Source organism: Variovorax sp. GW821-FHT09D05, assembly GCF_059416325.1.
Map to the genome: position 1 here is coordinate 558,746 of NZ_JBWKOZ010000001.1, position 15,335 is coordinate 574,080.

17 protein-coding genes are annotated in these 15,335 nt (G+C 65.1%); 8 read left to right on the forward strand and 9 right to left on the reverse strand.

Annotated features, from left to right (window positions below; translation table 11 throughout):
* Window positions 1–212 precede the first annotated feature (212 nt).
* The 4 genes from AC07O3_RS02640 to AC07O3_RS02655 form a co-directional block, all read right to left on the reverse strand.
* Window positions 213–578, reverse strand: coding sequence for a hypothetical protein (locus AC07O3_RS02640; protein WP_143042580.1), 366 nt, complete (start codon window positions 576–578; stop codon window positions 213–215).
* 41 nt (window positions 579–619) lie between these two features.
* The gene (locus tag AC07O3_RS02645) at window positions 620–1,087 is read right to left on the reverse strand and encodes a GNAT family N-acetyltransferase (RefSeq protein ID WP_495338512.1); all 468 of its coding nucleotides are present in this window, start codon (window positions 1,085–1,087) and stop codon (window positions 620–622) included.
* A gap of 83 nt (window positions 1,088–1,170) precedes the next feature.
* Window positions 1,171–1,725, reverse strand: a complete 555-nt coding sequence (locus AC07O3_RS02650) for a hypothetical protein (protein ID WP_093054527.1) — start codon at window positions 1,723–1,725, stop codon at window positions 1,171–1,173.
* Window positions 1,722–2,384 carry a peptidoglycan recognition protein family protein gene (locus tag AC07O3_RS02655; protein ID WP_093054529.1) on the reverse strand — a complete coding sequence of 221 codons (663 nt, stop codon included), beginning with the start codon at window positions 2,382–2,384 and terminating at the stop codon, window positions 1,722–1,724. Before AC07O3_RS02655 ends, AC07O3_RS02650 begins: the two co-directional genes overlap by 4 nt.
* Before the next feature lie 271 nt (window positions 2,385–2,655).
* Between AC07O3_RS02655 and AC07O3_RS02660 the strand changes: the two genes are divergently transcribed.
* Window positions 2,656–3,684, forward strand: a complete 1,029-nt coding sequence (locus AC07O3_RS02660; protein ID WP_495338513.1) for an aldo/keto reductase — start codon at window positions 2,656–2,658, stop codon at window positions 3,682–3,684.
* Here the strand turns inward: AC07O3_RS02660 and AC07O3_RS02665 are convergent.
* On the reverse strand, window positions 3,681–4,574 hold the full coding sequence (locus AC07O3_RS02665; protein WP_093054533.1) for a LysR substrate-binding domain-containing protein: 894 nt from the start codon (window positions 4,572–4,574) through the stop codon (window positions 3,681–3,683). The two genes, AC07O3_RS02660 and AC07O3_RS02665, sit on opposite strands and share 4 nt — an antisense overlap.
* 168 nt (window positions 4,575–4,742) lie before the next feature.
* On the opposite strand from AC07O3_RS02665, the gene AC07O3_RS02670 reads away from it, so the two are divergent.
* Genes AC07O3_RS02670 through AC07O3_RS02690 form a run of 5 tightly spaced genes read left to right on the forward strand, consistent with a single transcriptional unit; the run spans window position 4,743 to window position 10,370 of the window.
* Window positions 4,743–5,888, forward strand: coding sequence for a branched-chain amino acid ABC transporter substrate-binding protein (locus AC07O3_RS02670; RefSeq protein WP_093054535.1), 1,146 nt, complete (start codon window positions 4,743–4,745; stop codon window positions 5,886–5,888).
* Between the two features lie 6 nt (window positions 5,889–5,894).
* Window positions 5,895–6,800, forward strand: a complete 906-nt coding sequence (locus AC07O3_RS02675) for a delta(1)-pyrroline-2-carboxylate reductase family protein (protein ID WP_495338514.1) — start codon at window positions 5,895–5,897, stop codon at window positions 6,798–6,800.
* Window positions 6,801–6,828: 28 nt separating this feature from the next.
* Window positions 6,829–8,001 (forward strand): NAD(P)/FAD-dependent oxidoreductase, encoded by a 1,173-nt coding sequence (locus tag AC07O3_RS02680; RefSeq protein WP_495338515.1) that lies wholly within the window; start codon window positions 6,829–6,831, stop codon window positions 7,999–8,001.
* A gap of 51 nt (window positions 8,002–8,052) precedes the next feature.
* Window positions 8,053–9,063, forward strand: a complete 1,011-nt coding sequence (locus AC07O3_RS02685; protein ID WP_495338516.1) for a class I fructose-bisphosphate aldolase — start codon at window positions 8,053–8,055, stop codon at window positions 9,061–9,063.
* An 8-nt stretch (window positions 9,064–9,071) separates the two neighbouring features.
* Window positions 9,072–10,370, forward strand: a complete 1,299-nt coding sequence (locus tag AC07O3_RS02690; RefSeq protein ID WP_440534314.1) for an acetyl-CoA hydrolase/transferase family protein — start codon at window positions 9,072–9,074, stop codon at window positions 10,368–10,370.
* A 16-nt stretch (window positions 10,371–10,386) separates the two neighbouring features.
* On the opposite strand, the gene msrA is transcribed toward AC07O3_RS02690, so the two are convergent.
* From msrA to AC07O3_RS02710, 4 genes are all read right to left on the reverse strand, one after another.
* Window positions 10,387–11,088, reverse strand: coding sequence for a peptide-methionine (S)-S-oxide reductase MsrA (gene msrA / locus AC07O3_RS02695; protein WP_093074763.1), 702 nt, complete (start codon window positions 11,086–11,088; stop codon window positions 10,387–10,389).
* A 99-nt stretch (window positions 11,089–11,187) separates the two neighbouring features.
* Entirely contained in the window at window positions 11,188–11,439 is a 252-nt protein-coding gene (locus AC07O3_RS02700; protein ID WP_097199389.1) for a pentapeptide MXKDX repeat protein, read from the reverse strand.
* 105 nt (window positions 11,440–11,544) lie between these two features.
* Window positions 11,545–12,336 carry a molybdopterin-binding protein gene (locus tag AC07O3_RS02705; RefSeq protein WP_495338517.1) on the reverse strand — a complete coding sequence of 264 codons (792 nt, stop codon included), beginning with the start codon at window positions 12,334–12,336 and terminating at the stop codon, window positions 11,545–11,547.
* Window positions 12,336–12,983 carry a cytochrome b/b6 domain-containing protein gene (locus tag AC07O3_RS02710; RefSeq protein ID WP_495338518.1) on the reverse strand — a complete coding sequence of 216 codons (648 nt, stop codon included), beginning with the start codon at window positions 12,981–12,983 and terminating at the stop codon, window positions 12,336–12,338. Before AC07O3_RS02710 ends, AC07O3_RS02705 begins: the two co-directional genes overlap by 1 nt.
* 98 nt (window positions 12,984–13,081) lie before the next feature.
* On the opposite strand from AC07O3_RS02710, the gene AC07O3_RS02715 reads away from it, so the two are divergent.
* Window positions 13,082–13,807, forward strand: a complete 726-nt coding sequence (locus AC07O3_RS02715) for a response regulator transcription factor (RefSeq protein ID WP_093074754.1) — start codon at window positions 13,082–13,084, stop codon at window positions 13,805–13,807.
* Window positions 13,807–15,294, forward strand: coding sequence for a sensor histidine kinase (locus tag AC07O3_RS02720; protein WP_495338519.1), 1,488 nt, complete (start codon window positions 13,807–13,809; stop codon window positions 15,292–15,294). The genes AC07O3_RS02715 and AC07O3_RS02720 overlap by 1 nt, the downstream gene beginning before the upstream one ends.
* Window positions 15,295–15,335: the final 41 nt, after the last annotated feature.

Below are 15,335 nucleotides of genomic sequence, written 5' to 3' on the forward strand. Positions count from 1 at the left end.
GTGAAGAGCGCTGCGGTGGATGCCTTTAGAGGCGACGTGATCAATCGGTAGTGGTTTAGCCGCAGTGTTTGAAACAAAATTGCGCAGCAAGGGAGATAGCGCGCGCTGCACGTTTTGCTTGAAGCCGTGTGTACAACTGTCGGAAGAAACCTCTGGAGCAACATGAGCCCCCCTTCTATCAAGACTGGACTTTCTGGGCGTTTTTCTCCTCGCTACTTGCGATTGGTCTTTCGCAGGCGCCACCTGTTGTGCGCTGGTTTAGCAAGCCGCGTCTCGTGCTTGAACTGCCCAACAAACTCCGCATTACACACGTCGCGGGCTATGCGTCTGCTGGTGTCGTCTTGAGCATGCGGAATCCCGATCAGGCTGGCGAGGGTGTCGGGCTGAAGGTGGCGGTCGAGAAATCGGCAGCAGTGCAGGCGTATGTCCGCGTTTCGGTGCTTTAACCCGTCTCGAATCGAGGGCAGGGCGCGTGGCCCGAGCTCCAGCAGGGCCTTGTAGGCAGCACCGGCCCGATGTGGCACTGCCAGTGCTTCCAAGAGTGGGGTGCAGTCGTCCGGTTGATGCGAGGCATTCATCGTCAAGCTCCTGCTTGCAGCCGGCAGGATCGCCGTGCCGGCTAGGGATTTTCGGGACGGTCCGCACCCTTCTGCATGAACACGCTGAACGGATCGTCCGGATAGCCCCCGAACGGCCCCCGCCGCTCATAACCCGAACGCGCATAGAACGACAGCGCCTCCGGCTGGCTCACGCCCGTCTCCAGCCTGAAGACCGCGCAGCCGCGCGTCGCCGCTTCGCCTTCGAGAAAGCCGAGCACCTTCGCCGCGACGCCTTGCCCGCGGTTCTCCGGCCGCACGTACATGCGTTTTAGTTCGCCGAAGCCGGGCTCCATCACGATGGCGCCGCAGCCCACGGCCGTGCCTTCGCCGTCGCGGGCGACCGCGAACAGCACGTTCGGTGCAGACAGTGCCGCGATGTCGATGCCGTAGTGGCACTCGGGCGGATATAGAGGCTTCTGGTAGGCGTCGAGGTCGTCAATGAGCTGGACGACGTCGGGCTGGGTGGGGCTTTCGAGGGAGATTCGCATCGGGCGATGGTATCGAGCCGGCAGGGCTGTGCATCGAGGGGCCGGGCGAAGAAAACCCGCCGAAGCGGGTTGGGTGAGGGCAGTCAGCGGCTGACGCGCAGGGCTTTCAGCCGGCGCTCGGCTTCGCCGGGAGGAATCTTTCCCTCCGCCTCGAGCTTCCTGAGCCGTCGCTCATCTGCTCGATTCAGCGCATCTTTCAGCAGCGCCATCTTGCGGTTCCGGCAAGGGCTGCATTCGTAGAAGCTCGTCGGACTGCTCATGCGGTTCATCCTTGCGTCGTACTCGAGAGCAAGAGTTCGTCCGTTGGGCTCGATACCCATGATGAGGATTTTTCCGTTCTTGAACGTGACGTTGGCACCTCCTTCGCAGCCCGTGGTATCAGTTTTTTCAGGGTTGTAGGCACTACGCGAAATCCGGCGCATATGCCGCAGGGCAAAAAGAACGTCCTCTTCCGTCAAAACGACATCATCGCAATCGAGAAAATCCTTGTTCTCCCATACCGTTCTGCCCGAAGGTTCTGTGATCTCAACCTTCTGTACATGGCTGATGGGATACCGCCTGTCCGACGCTTGTGCCGGAAACATCGCAGCCGCAATCAAAAATGCCACTGGAATCAAGAGAGCGATGTTTCTTTTCATGGCGTTGGCACCTGCATTTTCCAATTTGCCCCCTGGGCCTCTGTCGGGTTCTTGCGGCTGACCAGAGGATGACGAAAAACTTCCTCGCTATCGATTCGGATCGACTCCCGAAGCACGCTGACAAGCCACGAGAGCGACTGATTCTGTGCTGCAGTTGGCTCGTCATAGATTCCACGCCTGCCGCGCAACTCATCAAGAGTCAGCTCTGCTTCCTTTCCGGCAGCTCTAAATCCCGCAGGCAATCTGGCCCTTCCGACGATCTCGATCCCGATTGCCTCCATGTTCCCTGGATAACGTTCGCCCGGTGGTTTTCGCATTTCGATCTGGTGCATTCCCTCTACTCCCACCTTCGCAAAATCGCGTGGTTCGCATCTTGCCGTCGCCAGACACCTCGCCTTCAACGGCCCCACATGATTCGTCCTCTGATAGATCGCCGCCGTCTGATAGATCGTCCCATCCTTGTCGATGAGAAAGTGCGCTCCGTTCGCCTTGGGGTTCTTGTAGCTGTTCAATGAGGATGCCAGCGTATCGGCATCGGTCTGATGCACGACGATGCCGGTGATTGCCCCGGTCCTTTTTCCACGTTCGATCTGCGGGCTGCGAGCATGCCTGACCCTTGCGTGACTGATCATTCCGTGTTTGTCGACTTCGACAAGCATGTGGTTTCTCCCTGAAGCTTTTTGATTGGTTGCTGACTCTTCGCGAGGCGTGTCCGCGCATCTGTGCACGACATGGATCACAACCTCGCGGCGCATGCTACTGACCGATAAAGAGAGTTTTGTGGCGGCTTTGTCAACCACTTGTGGCCGGCTTCAACAAAGCCCGCTCGCCCACATGGTTCAACGCTCCGTCCAACAATGGCCGCGCGGCAGGCTGTTCGGCTTGCCGGTTTTCTTTTTCCCGAATCCGCAAACACCAAGGAGTACCACTTTGGAATACCGTCATCTAGGCAAATCAGGCCTCAAGGTCCCCGTGTTGAGTTTTGGCACCGGCACCTTCGGCGGCAAGGGCGAGTTCTTCAGCGCGTGGGGTAGCACCGACGTGGCCGAGGCGCGCAAGCTCATCGACATCTGCCTCGAGGCAGGCGTCAACATGTTCGACAGCGCCGACATCTATTCGGCTGGTGCAGCCGAGTCGGTGCTCGGCGAGGCGATCAAGGGCCGCCCGCGCGACGGGCTGCTGATCTCGACCAAGGCCACCTTCCGCAGCGGCGAGGGGCCGAACGACGTGGGCTCGTCGCGCCATCACCTCGTGCAGGCCGTCAATGGCGCGCTCAAGCGACTGGGCACCGACTACATCGACCTGTTCCAGCTGCACGGCTTCGATGCGAGCACGCCGGTGGAAGAGACGCTTGGCACGCTCGACGACCTCGTGCGCGCGGGCAAGCTGCGCTACATCGGTGTGTCGAATTTCTCGGGCTGGCACCTGATGAAGTCGCTGGCCGTTTCAGAGCGCTGCGGCTTGGCGCGCTACGTCGCCAATCAGGCCTACTACTCGCTGGTCGGCCGCGACTACGAATGGGAGCTGATGCCGCTGGCGCAAGATCAAGGCGTGGGCGCGGTGGTGTGGAGCCCGCTGGGCTGGGGCCGGCTCACGGGCAAGATCCGCCGTGGCCAGCCGCTGCCTGCCAATAGCCGCCTGCACGTCACTGCCGACATGGGCCCGCCGGTGTCCGACGAACTGCTGTTCCGCGTGGTCGATGCGCTGGAAAAGGTTGGCGCCGAAGTCGGCAAGACGGTGCCGCAGGTCGCGTTGAACTGGCTGCTGCAGCGACCGACAGTGTCGAGCGTGGTGGTCGGTGCGCGCGACGAGGCACAGCTGCGGCAGAACCTCGGCGCGGTGGGCTGGAACCTCACGCCCGCGCAGGTTGCCGAGCTCGATGCGGCCAGCGCGACGACGCGGGCCTATCCCTACTGGCATCAGCAGGGCTTTCTCGAACGCAATCCCAACCCTGTCTAGGCGGGCGTCAGCCCGAGCACCCACCGCTTGAAGTGCTCCAGCGCCCCGGAGGCCGGCCGGCCTTCGGGGTACGCGAAGTAGTAGCCCTGGCGCACGTCGAGGTGCCGGTCCACCGGAATCACGAGTTCGCCGGCGCGCAACTCGTGTTCGATCAGGATGCGCGGCGCCAGGCCCACGCCCATGCCTGCCGCAGTGGCCGCGACGACCATGGTGAACAGTTCATAGCGCGGCCCGCGCGATGCGTGCACCGTGTACTCCCAGCCCTGTTGCGCATACCAATCGCGCCACGCATGGGCGCGTGTGCTCAGGTGCACGTGGCGGCATTGCTCGAAGCCGGCTTCGTCCCATGGCCCGTGCGCATCGCGGAACGCGGGGCTGCAGATAGGCACCATCTCGCCCTCGGCAAAGATCAGCCCGCCGCGCGTGTTCGGCCAGAACTGGTCGCCGAAGTAGATGGCCGCGTCGTACGCGTTCTCCTGAAAAGAGAAGGGCTGCGAGCGCGCCGACAGGTTCACCGTGATGTTCGGATGCAGCAGGCTGAACTCCGGCAGCCGCGGTATCAGCCACTGCGTGGCAAAGGTGGGCACGACCGCCAGTTCCAGCACGAAGCCCATCTCGTGGCCGGCGCTGATCTCCAGCGTGTCGCGGCGGATCTGGTCGAGGTGGCGCCTGATGCGCGCCGCGTATTCGCGGCCCACGTCGGTCAGCGTGAGCCGGCGCCGCACGCGCGAGAACAGCGGCACGCCGAGCCGCTGTTCGAGCATGGCCACCTGCCGGCCGACGGCGCTTTGCGTCAGCGCCAGCTCGGTCGCCGCGCGGGTGAAGCTGCCCAGCCGCGCCGAGGCCTCGAAGGCCTGCAGCGCGCCAAGGTTGGGAATGTCTTTTCTCATCGATTGCCAGCGGTTGTCTCAGTCGTTCAGCCAAAGCACCGGTCGTGCCCGGGAGACGGTGTCCTTCCCGGCGTGCACAACGTTGTGCGTTTTTAGCGTTTGTTCGGCTTGCGCCCACGACTCTATTCTGCGTGCCGACCCCATGCCAACGATACGAGGAGACTTCCGATGATTGTTTTGCGCACCCGTTGCACTGCCCTGGGCATTGCACTGGTTTCCGTTCTGGGCCTGCCCGTCGCCGCGTTCGCGCAGGCCGAGCAGACCGTCACCATCGGCCACGCCGGCCCGCTCACCGGGGGCGCCGCCCACTGGGGCAAGGACAACGACAACGGCGCGCGGCTCGCGGTCGAAGACCTGAACAGGCAGGGCCTTGTCATTGGCGGCAAGAAGATCAAGTTCGTGCTGCAGTCCGAAGACGACCAGGCCGATCCCAAGCAGGCCATGGTGGTCGCCAACAAGCTGGCCGACATGGGCGTGAAGGGCATGCTGGGCCACTTCAACTCGGGCGCAGCCATTCCGGCCTCGGCCGTCTACAGCCGCGCGGGCCTGCCCGACGTGTCCACCGCCACCAACCCGACCTTCACGAAGCAGGGCTACAGCAACGTCTTCCGCATCCTGGCCAGCGACGACGACGTGGGCATGGCCATCGCCAACTACACGGTGAAAGACCTGAAGGCGAAGAACATCGCCGTGATCGACGACCGCACTGCCTACGGCCAGGGCGCCGCCGAGGTGTTCACGCGCGGCGTGAAGGCGCTGGGCGGCAACGTGGTGGCGCAGGAGTACGGCAGCGACAAGGCCACCGACTTCATGGCCATCCTCACCACCATCAAGAGCAAGCAGCCTGACGTGGTGTTCTACGGCGGCATGGACGCGCAGGGCGGGCTCATCGCACGGCAGATGAAGCAGCTCGGCATCACGGCCAAGCTGCTCGGCACCGACGGACTGTGCACCGACGAGGTCGCCAAGATCAGCAGCGGCGCGGTCGACGGGCTGCTCTACTGCACGCGCGGCGGCAAGGAACTCGAAAAGACATCGAAGGGCGCCGATTTCGAGCAGCGCTACAAGGCCCGCTATGGCGTCGACGTGCTGACCTACGCGCCGTACCTCTACGACGCCATGATGGCGCTGGCCGCCGGCATGCGCGCGGCCAACTCGGTCGAGCCCGAGGCTTACCTGCCGGCAATGCGCAAGGTGAAGTTCGACGGCGTCACCGGCACCATCAGCTTCGATGCCAAGGGCAACCTGCAGAAGCCGGATTTCACCGTCTTCACCTACAAGGACGGCAAGCGCGTGCGCGTGGCCGGCTCCTGAGGCTGCATGCGGACACTGAACGCCGAGGAAACCGCCGCAGCCTTGCCCTGGGGCGCTCTGGTCGAGGCGCTGCTGCAGATGTTCGAGCGCGAACGTCTCGGTGAGGCGTATGCGTCGCCACGCACCTCGGTGCCGCTCGCGGCCGGCGGTGTCATGCTGCTGATGCCGGCGGCCGACCAGCACTTCGCCGCGCTGAAGACGGTGACCGTGCACGCCAGCAATGCGGAACAGGGCCTGCCGGTGGTGCAGGGCGACGTGACGCTGATGGATGCCGCCACCGGCACGCGGCTGCTCGCGATGGATGGCAATGTGCTCACGGCGCGACGCACGGCGGCGTTGTCGCTGGCGGGCGCCATGAAGGCAGGGCGTGGCGGTGCCGAGCGCATGCTGCTGATTGGCGCGGGTGTGCAGGCTCGCGCGCACGCCGAAGCCTTTGCCGAGGTGTGGGGCGTGCGGCATCTGAAGATCCATGCGCGAACGCAGGCCCATGCGGAAGCACTGGCGCGGCACATGCGCTCGCGTGGCGTCGATGCCAGCGCAATCGCTAACCTAGCCGCCGCCGCGGAAGAAGCCGACGTGATCGTCGTCGCGACCAACTCGCAAGACCCGGTCGTCCCGTCGCGGGTGCGGCCGGATGCCACCGTGATCGCCGTCGGCGCCTACCGCGCCGACATGGCCGAGGTGCCGCCCGAACTGGTGCGGCGCTGCGCCGTGTTTGTGGATACGCTGGAGGGGGCGCGCAGCGAGGCGGGCGACCTGATCCGGGCGGGCGTCGATTGGTCCGCCGTTCAGGCTTTCAGCAGCGCACAGCCGGTACAACAAGGTCGCCTGGTACTCGTCAAGACCGTAGGCCACGCGCTGTGGGACCTGGCGGCGGCGCGGCTGGCGTATGTGAATCAACAGCAGCAGTGATGACGAGCAGCAAGAAGAAGGGCATTTCATGCGTCGTGTGGTGATCATCGGCGGCGGGGCCATCGGCTCCGCCATCGCCTACTTCCTGACCCGCAGCCCCGAAGAGGAGCCCTTCGAGGTCACGGTGGTCGAGCGCGATTTCTCGTACAAGCAGGCGTCGTCGGCACTGTCGGCCAGCTCGATCCGCCAGCAGTTCTCCACCGCCATCAACATCGAGATGTCGCTGTACGGCATCGACTTTTTCCGCAATCTCGGCGAGACGTTGCGCGTGGGCGACGAAGTGCCCGACATCGGCCTGGTCGAGCCCGGCTACCTCTACCTCGCTTCGCCGGCCGGTGTCGATGTGCTGCGCGAGAACCACGCGATGCAGAAGGCGCACGCGGTGGACGTTGCGCTGATGACACCCGATGAGCTGAAGGCGCGCTTTCCGTGGATCTCGACCGAAGGGGTTGCGCTTGCCTCGCTGGGCCTCTCGGGCGAGGGCTGGTACGACGGTTACAGCCTGCTGCAGGCCTTTCGCAAGAAGGCCACCTCGCAGGGTGTGCGCTATGTGCAGGCGCATGTGACGGGCTTGCGCCGCAACGGGCGCACCGTGACCGGTGTGCAGCTCGACAGCGGCCAGACGTTGGAGGCAGACGTGGTCGTCAACGCTGCGGGCGCATGGGCTGCGAAGGTGGCGCAGTGGGCCGGCATCGATCTGCCCGTGCGCGGCCGCCGCCGCAGCGTGTTCAGCTTCTCGTGCCCCGACACGCTGCCCGGATGCCCGCTGGTGATAGACACCTCCGGCATCTGGCTGCGCCCCGAGGGCCGCCAGTTCATCTGCGGCTTCGCGCCGCCCGAAGACCAGGACCACGACGATGCGCCGCTCGAGGTCGAGTACGAAGCCTTCGACAGCTTCATCTGGCCATCACTGGCCGAGCGCGTGCCGGCCTTCGAAGCCATCCGCATGACAGGCGCATGGGCGGGCTACTACGAGATGAACGTGTTCGACCACAACGCCATCCTCGGCCTGCACCCGGACTGCGACAACCTCTACTTCGCCAATGGCTTCTCGGGCCACGGCCTGCAGCAGTGCCCGGCGGCTGGGCGCGGAGTGGCGGAGCTGATCCGCTTCGGGGAATACCGCAGCCTCGATCTTTCGCCGGTGTCTTTCGCGCGCATTCTGGAGAACAGGCCGCTGCTGGAGAAGAACGTGATCTAGGCGGGGCCAAGGGGAGGGCGTACGATCTTCGCCAGAGAGGTGCACCTACCCATGACCGCACAGACACTGATCGATACCGCCCGCGCACTCGTCGCAGGCGACAAGGGCTTGCTCGCGATGGACGAGAGCAACGCCACCTGCAACAAGCGCTTCGCCACGCTGGGCATTCCGCAGACCGAGGCGGCGCGGCGCGACTGGCGTGAGCTGATCGTCACCGCGCCGGGGCTGGGCGACAGCATCAGCGGCGCGATCCTGTTCGACGAGACCATCCGCCAGAAGACCAACGCGGGTCAGCCCTTTGCCAAGGCGCTTGAGGGCGTGGGCATCATCCCCGGCATCAAGGTCGACACGGGTGCGAAGCCGCTGGCTGGACATCCCGGCGAGACCGTCACCGAAGGGCTGGACGGTCTGCGCGAGCGCCTTGCCGAATACGCCGGCATGGGCGCGCGCTTTGCCAAGTGGCGCGGCGTGATCGCCATCGGCGACGGCCTGCCGACGCGCGCCTGCGTTCGCGTCAATGCCCACGCGTTGGCTCGCTACGCCGCGCTGTGCCAGGAAGCCGGCCTGGTGCCCATCGCCGAACCCGAGGTGCTGATGGACGGTGGCCATTCGCTCGCGCGCTGCGCCGAAGTTACCGAAGAAGTGCTGCACAAGACCTTCGCCGAACTGCGTTCGCAGGGCGTGCTGCTCGAAGGCATGCTGCTGAAGCCGAACATGGTGTTGCCGGGGCAGAAGGCCGCTGTGCAGGATTCTGTCGAGGCGGTCGCGGAGGCCACGGTCAACTGCCTGCTGCGCACCGTGCCTGCAGCAGTGCCCGGTGTGGCGTTTCTCTCGGGCGGCCAGTCGGCGCAGCTGGCTTCCGCACGGCTGAACGAAATGAACATCCGGTTCAAGTCGCGCATGCCGTGGGCGCTGGCCTTCTCGTTCTCCCGCGCGGTGCAGCAGCCCGCGCTCGATGCATGGAAGGGCGATGCCGCCAACGTGTCTGTTGCCCAACAAGCGCTGGTGCTCCGCACCCGGGCCAATCAGGCCGCGCGTCGCGGCGACTACAAAGAGGCATAGAGCCACGCATGACGACCCCTCAGGACCTGTACCGCCAGAAGCTGGCATCTCCCGCCGACGCCGTGCGCCAGGTGCGCAACGGCGACATGATCATCGTGCCGACGGGAGTCGGCGAGCCGCCCACGCTGCTCACGGCGCTGTCGGAGCATCGCCGCGATTTCCACGACGTGAAGGTCGCGCAGATTCTTGCGATGCGCAAGTACGCCTACATCGACCCCGAGACAGTCGAGCACGTGCGCCACGTCGCGTTGTTCTTCGGTGGAGCCTCCCGCGCGGGCGGGCAGGAGGGCTGGATCGACTTTCTGCCGAACTACTTCTCGGAGATTCCCGCGCAGATCGAGCGCGGGCAGATGCCGGCCGACGTGGTCTTCAGCATGGCCTCGCCCATGGATGCGCACGGCTACTTTGCCCTGAGCCTGGGCGCCGACTACACGATGGCCGCGGTTGCCAGGGCGCGTGCCGTGGTGCTCGAGGTGAACCCGAACGTGCCCTTTGCCTGTGGCGCCTGCCATGTGCACATTTCGCAGGTGGCCGCGCTCGTGGAAAACGAGGCGCCGGTCATGGAAGTCGGCCTGCCGAAGATCGGGGTGGTGCAGGAAGCCATCGGCAAATACGTGGCCGACCTGATCGACGACGGCTCGACGCTGCAGATCGGCTACGGCGGTATTCCCGACGCGGTGGTGATGCAGCTAACGCACAAGCACGACCTGGGCATTCACACCGAGATGATCGGCGACGGCATTCTCACGCTGGTGGAGAGCGGGGCCGTGACCAATCGGCGCAAGAACTACCTGCCGGGCAAGTCGATCGCCACCTTCGCGCTGGGGTCGAGCAAGCTCTACCGCTTCATGGACCGCAACCCGGCGCTGGAGATGCACCCGGTGAACTTCACCAACGACCCGGCGCTGGCAGGGCTCAACGACAACCTCATCGCAATCAACGCGACGATGCAGATCGACCTGCTGGGCCAGTGCGGCTCTGAGAGCCTGGGCCACGCGCCGTACTCGGGCACGGGCGGGCAGTCGGACTTTGTGCGCGCGGCCAACCGTTCGCGCGGCGGCAAGGCTTTCATCGTGCTGCCCTCGACAGCCAAGGGCGACACGATCTCGCGCATCGTGCCCTCGCTGTCGCCGGGCACGCATGTGAGCACGAGCAAGAACGACATCAACTACGTGGTCACCGAATACGGAGTGGCCCAGTTGCGAGGCAAGTCGGCCAAGCAGCGGGCGCGCGAACTCATCGGCATCGCGCATCCGGCCTTCCGGGCGGAGCTGACCGAGCAGGCCAGGCGGCTGAAGCTGCTGTAGACCTGCGGGTTGGCGATCAGCCGGCCTTGGCCGCCTTCACCAGTGAAGGCGTTGCCTTGTAGCTCTCCGGGAACAGCTTCTTCAGGTCGTCGATCTTCGGCATGTCGTTGATCGCGATGTAGGGCTGGCTCGGGTGCAGTGTCAGGTAGTCCTGGTGATAGTCCTCGGCCGCATAGAAGGGCTTGGACATCTCGACCGTGGTGGCCAACTGCTTGCCGAAGGTCTTGGCCTGGTTCAGCTGTGCGATGTAGGCGGTGGCGATGCGCGCCTGCTCGGCGTTCTCGGCGAACACGGTGGAGCGGTATTGCGTGCCGGTGTCCGGGCCCTGGCGGTTGAGTTCGGTCGGGTCGTGCGCCACCGAGAAGTAGATCTGCAGCAGCTTGCCATAGCTGACCTGCTGCGGGTCGTAGGTGATGCGCACCGATTCGGCATGGCCCGTGCGGCCCGAGCCGACTTCGTCGTAGCGCGCCGTCTTGGCGTCGCCGCCGGCGTAGCCCGATACGGCATTGCTCACGCCCTTGACGCGCTGGAACACGCCCTGAACGCCCCAGAAGCAGCCGCCGGCGAACACGGCGGTTTCGGTCTTTGCGGCCGGCGGTGCCACGAGGTCTGTCGTGGGCGCGGGCACGCGGCGGGCGGTTTCGGCGAACGAAGGCACTGCGTGCCAGACCAGCGCGGCGGCAGCCAGCGTGCCGGCGGTGAGTGCGAGGGATTTCATGGGGGCTCCTTGAGGGCGAGTTTCGGTGGCTGGATAGCCGGTTGGCGCGACATTGACGCCGAATCTGCCGGGCGTCAATGGCGTTGCGGGGTGCTCTGCTTACTTCTTCATCTCGTCCTTGCTCATGCTGTCCTTCTTCATGGCGTCCTTGGACATCGAGTCTTTGGCCATCGAGTCCTTCTTCATGGCGTCTTTCGACATGGAGTCCTTCGCCATCGAGTCTTTCTTCATGCCGTCCTTGGACATCGAGTCCTTGGCCATGCCGTCTTTCGCCATTTCGTCCGCGGCGAAAGCCGAGGCGCCGGCGAAGGCCATGCAGGTTGCGAGCAGGGTTGCGGTGAGCTTGTTCATTGGAGTCTTCCTGGGTTGAGTTTGGATTTCGTTTCAAAGATCGGCCTGGTTACAGTGAACTGGGCCTTGCGCTTTCTTCGGCAGTCGAGCGGCTGTGTCGGCCCCTCAGCTCCCTCCGAACCAGTTGTAGCCCTGGTCTTCCCAGTAGCCACCTGTGTAGGTGTTGGTGACGAACATCGCCTTGATGTGCTTCGGGTTCTTGTAGCCAAGCTTGGTCGGCATGCGCAGCTTCATCGGAAAGCCGTACTTGGGCGGCAGCGGCTGGCCGTCGTAGGTCAGCGTCAGCAGCGTCTGCGGATGCAGCGCGGTGGGCATGTCGATGCTGGTGTAGTAGTCGTCCGCGCACTTGAAGCCGACATACTTGGCCGTCAGGTCGGCGCCGACGTGGCGCAGGAAGTCGGCAAAACGCACGCCGCCCCATTTGCCGATGGCGCTCCAGCCTTCCACGCAGATGTGGCGCGTGATCTGGTCGTGCTGCGGCATGGCGCGCAACTCGGCCAGCGTCCAGGCATGCTTGTCGGCGACCATGCCGGTCACTTCGAGCTTGTAGCTGGCTTCGTCTACTTCGCGCACCTCGTCTTCGCCGTAGTAGGCGTTGAACGGAAAGGGGCGCGTGATCTCGGCTTCGGTGTAGGTTGGGGCAAGCTGCGTCGGGCTGAAGATCAGGCCCTGCACCTTGTCGTTGAAGCGCGAGATCTTCGTGAGCGCTGCTTCCACCTGCGCGTTGTCGCTGATGCTGCAGCCCGTGAGCAGCGAGAGGCCGCCGAGCGTGAGCGAGCGTTGCAGGAAGGCGCGACGCGAAGGCTGGTCGAGCTTCTTCGCAATCAGCGTGCGGGCTTCATGCAGCACGGCGTCGCCGTCAATGCCGCTCAGGGTTGGGGCTTTGAAGATTTTCATCAGGCTTTTGGCGCACGGCCGCGGATCATGGTGAGGAGGGTGCGGGGCACCAGGGCCACCATCACCAGATGCACGACGACGAAGGCGACGATGGCCGCCATCGCAAAGAAGTGGATGCGGCGCGCAAACTCGTAGCCGCCCAGCAGGTCGCGAAGCACGGCGAACTGCACCGACTTCCACAGCACCAGGCCCGACAGCACGATCACGATCAGGTCGAGCATCACGAACAGGTAGGCCAGCTTCTGCACGCTGTTGTAGTGGCGCGGGTCGGCGTGCGAGAGCTTGCCCTTCAGCGCGGCCAGCGCGTCGTGCCAGATGCCGGACGGCGTCACCGGAAAGAACTTGGTGGCAAGCCGGCCGCTGGCGATGTTCATGGCCAGGTACACGAAGCCGTTGAACACCAGCAGCCACATGGCCGCAAAGTGCCACTGCAGCGCACCGCCGAGCCAGCCGCCGAGCGTGATGACGGTCGGGATGGTGAAAGGGAAGAACGGCGCCGCGTCATAGATGCGCCAGCCGCTCGTCACCAGGATCACCACGGCCAGCGCGTTGAGCCAGTGCGTGATGCGCATCCACAGCGGATGGATGGGACGACGATCGACCTCGGGGGCCGGCTCGGCGAGTGGGGCGATGGCTGTGCTGTTCATGGGGCGGATTGTTGGGCGCACCCCATGGCCGATTCATCACGCAAAGTTCAATTAATCGTGATAACTCCGCAAGCCGTATCGCAGGACAATGGCGCCCCATGGACACCTCCAAGCGCGTGCTGATCGTCGAAGACGACGCCCACATTGCCGAACTCCTGCGCATGCACTTGCGCGACGAAGGCTATGCGGTCGAGCACGCCGCCGACGGCCACGCCGGCCTGCGCGAGCTGGAGCGCGGCAACTGGGACGCGCTGGTGCTCGACCTGATGCTGCCCGGCATCGACGGCCTCGAAATCTGCCGCCGCGCCCGCGCCATGACGCGCTACACGCCGATCATCATCATCAGTGCCCGCTCGAGCGAGGTGCACCGCATCCTCGGGCTGGAGCTGGGTGCCGACGATTACCTGGCCAAGCCCTTCTCGGTACTGGAACTGGTGGCGCGCGTGAAGGCGCTGCTGCGGCGCACCGATGCGCTGGCGCGCAATGCGCGCATGGAGTCGGGCAGCCTCACGCTCGGCAATCTCGACATCGAGCCGCTGGCGCGCGAGGTGCGCGTGGACGGCAAGCTCATCGAACTCACGCCGCGCGAGTTCGACCTGCTTTACTTCTTCGCGCGCAACCCCGGCAAGGTGTTCTCGCGGCTCGACCTGCTCAACCAGGTCTGGGGCTACCAGCACGACGGCTACGAGCACACCGTCAACACGCACATCAACCGGCTGCGCACCAAGGTCGAGGCCGATCCGGCGGAGCCGCGGCGCATCCTCACGGTGTGGGGGCGAGGCTACAAGCTGTCGGCCACCGCGACCGGGGAGGACTCTGCGTGATGGCGTGGGCCACGCTGTCGCGGCGGCTGTCGGCCGTGTTCGCGGTGCTGCTGCTGGTGTGCTGCGGGGCCTCGGCGTGGCTGCAGATGCGCTCCAACGGCATGCACGAACAGGAGGTCATCCAGCGCTTGTCGCTCGGGCTCGCGGCGCACATCGCCGAGAACTCCGAGCTCATGAAGCCTGGCGGACTCAACCAGGAGGCGGTGAAGGATCTTTTCGACAAGCTCATGGCCGTCAACCCGAGCGTGGAGGTCTATCTGCTGGGGCTGGACGGCCGCATCAAGGCGCAGGCCGCACCGCTCGGGCACCTGAAGCGCGACAAGGTCGAGCTGGGGCCGATCCGCAAGCTGCTGTCGGGTGCGCCGCTGCCCATCGGCGGCGACGATCCGCGAAGTCTTGCCGCGTCCAAGGTGTTCAGCGCCGCGCCGCTGCGCATGGACGGGCGCGACGTGGGATACGTCTACGTGGTGCTGCAGGGCGAAGACCACGACGCGCTGGCCGCCAATGCGGCGACCGACAACGTGCTGCGCACCACGCTGTGGTCGATGGGGTTGGTGGCGCTGCTCGGGCTGCTCGCGGGCCTTGCGGCTTTCCGCCTCATCACGCGGCCGCTGCGCGAGCTGACCTCGGCCGTCAAGCGCTTCGAGACAGAAGGCATCGCTTCGCTCGAAAGCGAGGCTCCCACGCTGGAGCGCCTCTCGCACGGCAGCGACGAAATCGCGCAGCTGGGCCAGGCCTTCACGCAGATGACGCGCCGCATCGCCGAGCAATGGCGCGAGCTGACCCTGCAGGACCAGCAGCGCCGCGAGCTGTTCGCCAACATCTCGCACGACCTGCGCACGCCGCTCACCTCGCTGCACGGGTATCTCGAAACGCTGCTGCTCAAGGCCGGCTCGCTCAGCGAGGAAGAGCGCCGGCGCTATCTGGAAATCGCGCTGGGCCAGAGCCGCAAGGTCGGCCGCCTCGCGCAGGAAGTGTTCGAACTGGCACGCCTCGAATATGGCGTGGTCAAGCCCGAGAAGGAAAACTTCGCACTCGCCGATCTCGTGCAGGACGTGTTCCAGAAGTTCGAGCTGGCTGCCGAGGCGAGGCATCAACGCCTCAAGCCCGACATCGCGCCGGGCCTGCCGGTGGTGTCGGCCGACCTCGGCATGATCGAGCGCGTGCTGACCAATCTGCTCGACAACGCCATCCGCCACACGCCCGAGGGCGGCGAAATCGTGGTGCAGCTGCGTGCCGAGAACGCAGGCGTGACGGTTCAGGTGAGCGACACGGGCCCCGGCATTCCGGGCGAACTGCAGCCGGCCCTGTTCATGCGCCCCGTGTTCATGAGCGGATCGCGCACCGACAGCGCGAGCAGCGGTGGGCTGGGCCTGGTGATCGTGAAGCGCATTCTTCAGCTGCACGGCAGCGACATACGGCTGGTGCAGCAGCCGGACAAGGGCGCGGTGTTCCGCTTTCAGTTGGGTGGTGCGGCAAGCGCCTGAAAGGCTTGCAGGTTTGCCTGCGCGTGGGTGACGATGCTGCA